At 36.7% G+C, this 5074-nt stretch carries 3 protein-coding genes; 2 read left to right on the top strand and 1 reads right to left on the bottom strand.

The window, feature by feature from the left end; genetic code table 11:
• Positions 1–451 precede the first annotated feature (451 nt).
• Positions 452–2875, bottom strand: a complete 2424-nt coding sequence (pheT, locus tag ACJAT0_RS12560; protein WP_415181932.1) for a phenylalanine--tRNA ligase subunit beta — start codon at positions 2873–2875, stop codon at positions 452–454.
• Positions 2876–3338: 463 nt separating this feature from the next.
• On the opposite strand from pheT, the gene ACJAT0_RS12565 reads away from it, so the two are divergent.
• Together ACJAT0_RS12565 and ACJAT0_RS12570 are read left to right on the top strand one after the other, a co-directional pair.
• Positions 3339–4043: an SIR2 family NAD-dependent protein deacylase gene (locus tag ACJAT0_RS12565; RefSeq protein WP_374003363.1), complete on the top strand. Its 705-nt coding sequence runs from the start codon at positions 3339–3341 to the stop codon at positions 4041–4043.
• A gap of 466 nt (positions 4044–4509) precedes the next feature.
• Positions 4510–4974 carry a hypothetical protein gene (locus ACJAT0_RS12570; RefSeq protein WP_415181933.1) on the top strand — a complete coding sequence of 155 codons (465 nt, stop codon included), beginning with the start codon at positions 4510–4512 and terminating at the stop codon, positions 4972–4974.
• Positions 4975–5074 lie beyond the last annotated feature (100 nt).

A 5074-nucleotide genomic window follows, 5' to 3' on the forward strand; every position in this document is an offset into this window, starting at 1 on the left:
AAAATAGCAAGCAAATACTTAAATCGCATACACTGGATTTATATACTCAAAACACCAAGACTTGAGAATTTTCAGATGTTTCTTTTTAATTTTATACGCGTTAAAATTTGCACCCGTAACATTTGCTGTTTTTGAGAATTTATGAGTTGATCCACAAAAAATAAATCTTATAAATTATCGGAACACATACATGCATTTAGTTTACAGTGATCATTACTTACTACCTCATAAGCATCTACAAAAGGCCAGAAACAAATGGAGTATTTGTTTGGGGATTATTACTATGGAATAAGTTGCCCGTTGTATAAAGCTACCTCGCCTGAAAAGTAATGACTATGAACTAGCGATTACCTGATTCTTTTTGAGGTGGCGGTCTGTTTTAATCGAAGCTTTCTCTTTATACGCTCCATCAAAGTAATCTGTTGTTTTGGCAACAATCATTCACATTTAATTACCTCAATACCGCACCAGCCTGATTTTCAATTTGCTGTTGTATCTTATTCATGGTTTTATCAATCTGTTTATCAGTGAGGGTTTTAGTTGGATCTTGGAGTGTAAAATGCAACGCGTAGGACTTTTTACCTTTAGGTAATTTACTACCTTCATACACATCAAATAGCTGTACCGATTTCAATAGCTTCTTTTCCGTATTTAAGGCAATCTCTCTCAGTTCTTTAAAGCTTACCGAATCATCTACAAGCAAAGCAAAATCCCTGCTTACTTCAGGATATTTAGGAATTTCTGTTACAGGAATATGTTTTTTAGAAACAAGCTTTAAAATTTCACCCCAGTAAATATTAGCAAAATGAACGGTTACCTCGATCCCGAAATTTTTAGCAACCTTCTTCTTTACTACTCCTATATCGGCGATTTTTGCACCACTACTCAAAGCTATTCCTTCACTTAAGAAATCTAATTTAGTAGGTTTTTCATTAATAGTTTGTATCCCTAAGCGTTTCAACACCTCAACAACAGCTCCTTTAAGATAAAAGAAATCTGCTGGCTGAGAAGTACTATTCCAGCTTGGATTTCCAGTATTTCCAGCTGTGAGAATGCTTAAGTGCTTGTTCTCTGTAAACTGACGTTCTTGATATTGATGGTACGAATTACCGAATTCAAACAATCTCAAATTCTCCTGCTTTCTATTCAAGTTGTGAGCTATTGCTTCAAGACCACCATAAATTAAGCTTTGGCGCATCACGGCAAGATCGCTACTCAAAGGGTTTAACATGCTGACTTGATTCTTAGGCGATATTTGCTCTGTAAGTGTATGGTTTTTTTCAGATGTTAGACTATTTGCCATCATCTCTACAAAACCCTGTCCTACCAGTTGTTGCGCCACTATATTTTGCAATCTATTGTTTTCTAGCTTAGAAGACTTTGCAACTGTAGCATTTAACTTGGAAGAACTTTCTATACGGTCATAACCATAAACTCTCAAAATCTCTTCTATAACATCTACCGGACGTGTTACATCATTTCTATAAGCAGGAATGGTGAGTCCCAAACCAGATTCTGTTACATTATTGACATTAATATCCAGTGTTCTTAAAATACTCTTGATCTCCTCACGAGGAATTTCCTGTCCTATAAGCGAGTCTACTTTTGCAAAAGGAAGGAATACTTGTTGGTCTTCAATTTTTTGAGCATACACATCAGTAATATCACTAGAGATTTCACCACCGGCAGTTTCTTTAATAAGTAACGCAGCTCTTTTCAAAGCATACTCTGTTATATTTGGGTCGATACCGCGCTCAAATCTAAAAGAAGCATCGGTATTAAAGTGGTGACGTTTTGCTGTTTTACGCACGCTAACCGAGTTGAAGTATGCACTTTCTAAGAATATAGAAGTGGTTCCATCTGTAACTCCGCTATTTGCTCCACCGTAAACTCCTGCTATACACAAAGGTTTCTCGGTATCACAAATCATGAGGTCCTCTTCATGTAGTCGGTGTTCTACCCCGTCCAGTGTTGTAAAAAGAGTATCCTTTTCAAGGGTTTTAACAATGATTTTATTCCCGCTTATCTTGTTTAAGTCAAAAGCGTGAAGCGGCTGCCCCAACTCGTGCATCACATAATTGGTCACATCTACTATGTTATTTTTAGGAGCAATTCCTATCGCTTTCAATCTGTTTTTAATCCACTCCGGAGATTCCTTTACTTTAATTCCAGTGAGCGTTACTCCACAATATCGTGGAGCAAGCTCTGTATTTTCTACTTCTATATTTACCCTTGAAGAACGGCTATCCACATGAAAACCGCTTACTGATGGAGTGATAAATTCTAAAGCATCTGCATTTATGGCGAGTCCAGCTCTTAAATCACGAGCCACACCCATATGTGACATTGCGTCTGAGCGATTAGGAGTTAAGCCTATTTCTATCACTTGATCGTTCTCGATAGAAATAACGTCTTTGAGTGGCGTTCCTATTTCTAGAGCTGCGTCCAGCACCAAGATTCCATCGTGGGAAGTTCCCAATCCTAATTCATCTTCAGCACAGATCATTCCGTGGCTTTCTTCACCTCTTATCTTCCCTTTTTTGATCTTCCAAGGCTCCCCTTTTTCATCATATAAAGTTGTTCCTATAGTGGCAACAGCTACTTTCTGTCCTGCAGCGACATTAGGAGCACCACAGACTATTTGAAGCGTTTCTGTTCCTATATTCACCTGAGCAACTTGAAGTTTATCAGCATTCGAATGTTGCTCACAAGACGCTACATAGCCTACAACAATGCCTTCCAGTCCACCCTTTACACTTTCAAAATTCTCCACGCCTTCTACTTCCAGCCCTAACGAGGTTAGTAATGCTGTATGATCTTCTAAGGCTTCTGGTATGTTGATAAATTGCTTGATCCAGTTATAGGAAACTTTCATAAAATCGTTGCTTTTTAAGGACGGCAAAGATAGTTATATGTGCGCTTTCGCGAAAGCGTAACTTTCACAAACATCTCTTTTAACTTTGCCCGCTCAGAAGTTAATAGGAATTTTGTCGATGGATTCTGAAATTCGTTCAGAATATACCTAGGCTATGGGATGTTAATTCAAGGCACCATGGTACCGGTAAAAAATATGATCAGATAGGGTTGCTCCTTATTTACCATCCAATACAGGTAGCAGTACAATCAATAAGCTCAAGGTCATACAAGTTCCAAATTTATCTGAGTTCCAGTAATTTTCCTCAATAATTGTAATTTTTTATAATCCGCCGGCAAATTTAAACCCTAACGATTTAAGCTCTTTGTTCCCGTTTAGCTCACTTTTCCTGTTCTCAAGAAAGGAGTGGATATCCAATAGACTTCTTTGTAAAAAGCTTATTTTTAAACTTAAAACAACAGAAGTGAAAAATTTAGTAGTGCTTTCAGGAGCTGGCGTAAGTGCCGAAAGTGGCATTGCAACTTTCAGAGATGCTGGTGGGCTTTGGGAAGGACACGATGTGATGGAAGTAGCTTCTCCAGAAGGTTATGCGACACATCCAGCTTTGGTACTTGATTTTTATAACAAAAGACGCGCACAACTCCTTGAAGTAAAACCTAATGAAGCACATTTTTGTATCGCAGGATTAGAACGCAGTTATAGGGTGCAGGTGATCACACAAAATGTAGATGACCTCCATGAACGTGCTGGCTCAACAAACGTGATTCATCTTCATGGCGAATTAAAAAAAGCACGGAGTTCTAAAAACGAAAACGAAATCCAAGAATGTCCTGGCGATATAAACCTAGGCGACTTGAGCAAGGATGGATCACAGCTCAGACCACATATTGTATGGTTTGGTGAAGAGGTTCCCGCCATGGATCAAGCGATACAAATCGTATCAAAAGCAGATGTATTGCTCATCGTGGGTACCTCCATGCAAGTATATCCAGCGGCAGGATTAAAAGACTTTGCTCCGAGCACCACACCTATATATTTTGTAGATCCAGCACCGTCGATGGAATCATATGGAAACCTGACTGTTATTAAAGAAAAAGCAGGGAAAGGAATTCCAATGGTGGTTGACTTATTAAGTTTTGAAAATAAAAACAATTCATCAATTTTATAAAAATATCTGATTGTAAAATATGTATCCATTCTAATTATAGCATTATTCCTTTCTAGTTGTGATCTTACTAAAAAGGAAACCATACCTGCAAATGTAAAATACAGCAAATTCCTTTGGACAGCAGAATGGACGAACATAATTCAAGAAAATCCTAAAAAAAAGACTAAAACCAACTATGTGTTTTTAGCTTAAACTAAAGTAAACACTAGCGTTTGTCAGGAAGGTAACTTATTGATTACAGCTGTTTACAAAGAGTTATGGGTTAATGATTACACTTTTAACAACCCAGTTTGGAGACTAATTAATAACGAAAGGAAACTTGTTGATGCAAAAGATGTTTTAAAAATGGTTTGTGAAAATGAAGACGTTACATTTGGTATCACAGAAGTACATAAATTTCCAATTAGGTTGAGAAATTATCCTTTGTTTCAGTAAAAAAAATCTGATAACAATTAAAAAAAATGAAATGAAAAAAACTATTCTGCATTTATTAATGGCTCTATTTATACTAAGCTGCAACGATTCAAGAATTGATTATGCTGACCTTAATAAAATCACATTTTATGATTTTAAAGGAAATGAAGTGGACCTAGATGAAATCAAAAAAGACTGGAATGAAACCATAAATACAGGAGATCACTTGGAGAGTTTATACGACCAAAGAATAAGTGAATTGAATATTAGAATAATTCAAGACAACTTCACTAATAAAGAGTCTCTAATTATAGTTGCCCAAACTACAAATAAAAATGTCTATTCCGGTAAAGTCATAAAACGGTTTAAAAACGGAATGCAATTGAGCGACAGGACAGTTACTTGTAAGGATTGTGGTACAGAATTTCAAGGAGAATTAATTAACGGCACGTGGATTTGTGCAAATAATGGTAAAAGCATTGACGATTGCACAAAGACTAGTTCGTTAGAATATTAGGTATACGAGCGATGCTGTAAATGTAATTTATGAATTACTAAGACTTAAAACAAACTCTCGAAAACCTTAAGGCTTACAAAAATGAACGAGTAGAATTAGG

It is taken from the genome of Nonlabens sp. (assembly GCF_047636915.1).
GTDB lineage: Bacteria > Bacteroidota > Bacteroidia > Flavobacteriales > Flavobacteriaceae > Nonlabens.